The organism is Mesorhizobium sp. BR1-1-16, assembly GCF_020165495.1.
In the GTDB taxonomy this organism is placed as follows: Bacteria; Pseudomonadota; Alphaproteobacteria; order Rhizobiales; family Kaistiaceae; genus Kaistia.
Map to the genome: position 1 here is coordinate 1 of NZ_JAIUIE010000026.1, position 2,500 is coordinate 2,500.

Annotated in this window: 2 rRNA genes (1 of these 2 cut by a window edge); both read right to left on the reverse strand. The window is 56.5% G+C overall.

Annotated elements, in window-relative coordinates:
• Positions 1-307: 307 nt before the first annotated feature.
• Positions 308-422 (reverse strand): 5S ribosomal RNA (gene rrf, locus LB518_RS24510).
• Between the two features lie 82 nt (positions 423-504).
• Positions 505-2,500 (reverse strand): 23S ribosomal RNA (locus LB518_RS24515) (it continues 765 nt past the right edge of the window).

Below are 2,500 nucleotides of genomic sequence, written 5' to 3' on the forward strand. Positions count from 1 at the left end.
GGCCATCGCCTGTGGCGGAGCCGGCGCCGGCGGCTCGGCAAGCCAGTGCGTCCCAGTGTGCTCCGGGGGTTGAGAGGGAGCAGCGGCGCGGTGCCGGCGTGCCGGGCCGCGCGCGAACTGCGCCCGAACCCCTGCCCTCGCCGGATGAGCGTCGGCGTCGCCCCGGCATTTCCGCTTGGTGGTGGCCTGGTGCTGCCGGCCGGCGGCCGTCCATCGCCTCCCTGAACGACAAAAAGCCCCGGTCCGCATTTCTGCGAACCGGGGCTTTTTTGAAGATGTGAAGAGAGCTTCGATACGAACTTGGCAGGCCTGGCGGCGACCTACTCTCCCGTGTCTTAAGACAAAGTACCATTGGCGCGGAGGAGTTTAACGGCCGAGTTCGGAATGGGATCGGGTTCAGGCTCCTCGCCATGACCACCAGGCCGGCAAAGTTCGTATCGGATTTGAAGAAGCTGGAATTTTCATTGAGGCTCGATCCTTTCGGATGGGCATGGATTAATGAGGGCGATCAAGCCTATCGAGTGATTAGTACCGGTAAGCTACATGCGTTGCCGCACTTCCACACCCGGCCTATCGACGTGGTGGTCTACCACGACTCTCAAGGGAAAACTCGTTTTGAGGTGGGTTTCCCGCTTAGATGCTTTCAGCGGTTATCCCGTCCGTACGTAGCTACCCTGCAATGCGGCTGGCGCCACAACAGGTCCACCAGAGGTACGTCCATCCCGGTCCTCTCGTACTAAGGACAGATCCTCTCAATTTTCCTACACCCACGGCAGATAGGGACCGAACTGTCTCACGACGTTCTGAACCCAACTCACGTACCACTTTAATCGGCGAACAGCCGAACCCTTGGGACCTTCTCCAGCCCCAGGATGTGATGAGTCGACATCGAGGTGCCAAACGATGCCGTCGATATGGACTCTTGGGCATCATCAGCCTGTTATCCCCAGAGTACCTTTTATCCGTTGAGCGATGGCCCGTCCACGTGGGACCACCGGATCACTATGGCCGTCTTTCGACTCTGCTCGACTTGTCAGTCTCGCAGTCAGGCGGGCTTATGCCATTGCACTCGACGAGCGATTTCCGACCGCTCTGAGCCCACCATCGCGCGCCTCCGTTACACTTTGGGAGGCGACCGCCCCAGTCAAACTACCCACCATGCACTGTCCCGGACCCGGATGACGGGCCGCGGTTAGATATCCATATTCACAAGGGTGGTATTTCAAGGATGGCTCCATCCGAGCTGGCGCCCGAACTTCAAAGCCTACCACCTATCCTACACATGCAAACACGAATACCAGTGCAAAGTTGTAGTAAAGGTTCATGGGGTCTTTCCGTCTGACCGCGGGAACCCCGCATCTTCACGGGGAATTCAATTTCACTGAGCGGGTGCTGGAGACAGCGGGGAAGTCGTTACGCCATTCGTGCAGGTCGGAACTTACCCGACAAGGAATTTCGCTACCTTAGGACCGTTATAGTTACGGCCGCCGTTTACCGGGGCTTCGATTCAAAGCTTGCACCTCTCCTCTTAACCTTCCGGCACCGGGCAGGCGTCAGACCCTATACGTCGCCTTGCGGCTTCGCAGAGCCCTGTGTTTTAGGTAAACAGTCGCTACCCCCTAGTCTGTGCCCCCTATACCTGGTTGCCCAAGTACAGGGCCTCCTTCTCCCGAAGTTACGGAGGCAATTTGCCGAGTTCCTTCAGCACCATTCTCTCAAGCGCCTTGGTATGCTCTACCAGTCCACCTGTGTCGGTTTAGGGTACGGTCTATACGCGGGAGCTATTTCCCGGAACACCTTCACCGCAGGATCAATCCAATAAGACCCTACGATACACGGCATTCGTCACTACCCGCAGGCTGAGGAATATTCACCTCATTCCCATCGACTACGCCTTTCGGCCTCGCCTTAGGAGCCGGCTAACCCTGCGCAGATTAGCTTTACGCAGGAACCCTTGGACTTTCGGCGACAGTGTCTCTCACACTGTTTGTCGTTACTCATGTCAGCATTCGCACTTCCGATACCTCCAGGATCTCTCACGAGTATCCCTTCGCAGGCTTACGGAACGCTCCGCTACCACGTGATCTTGCGATCACATCCACAGCTTCGGCACATGGCTTGAGCCCCGTTACATTGTCGGCGCAGGAACCCTTGTCTAGACCAGTGAGCTGTTACGCTTTCTTTAAATGATGGCTGCTTCTAAGCCAACATCCTGGTTGTTTTGGGATCCCCACATCCTTTCACACTTAGCCATGATTTGGGGGCCTTAGCTGGTGGTCAGGGTTGTTTCCCTTTTGACGATGGACGTTAGCACCCACCGTCTGTCTGCCGGATAGTACTCTTGGGTATTCGGAGTTTGGTTAGGTTTGGTAAGATGGTAAATCCCCCTAGCCCATCCAGTGCTCTACCCCCCAAGGTATTCGTCCGACGCTCTACCTAAATAGATTTCGCGGAGAACCAGCTATTTCCGAGTTTGATTGGCCTTTCACCCCTAGCCACA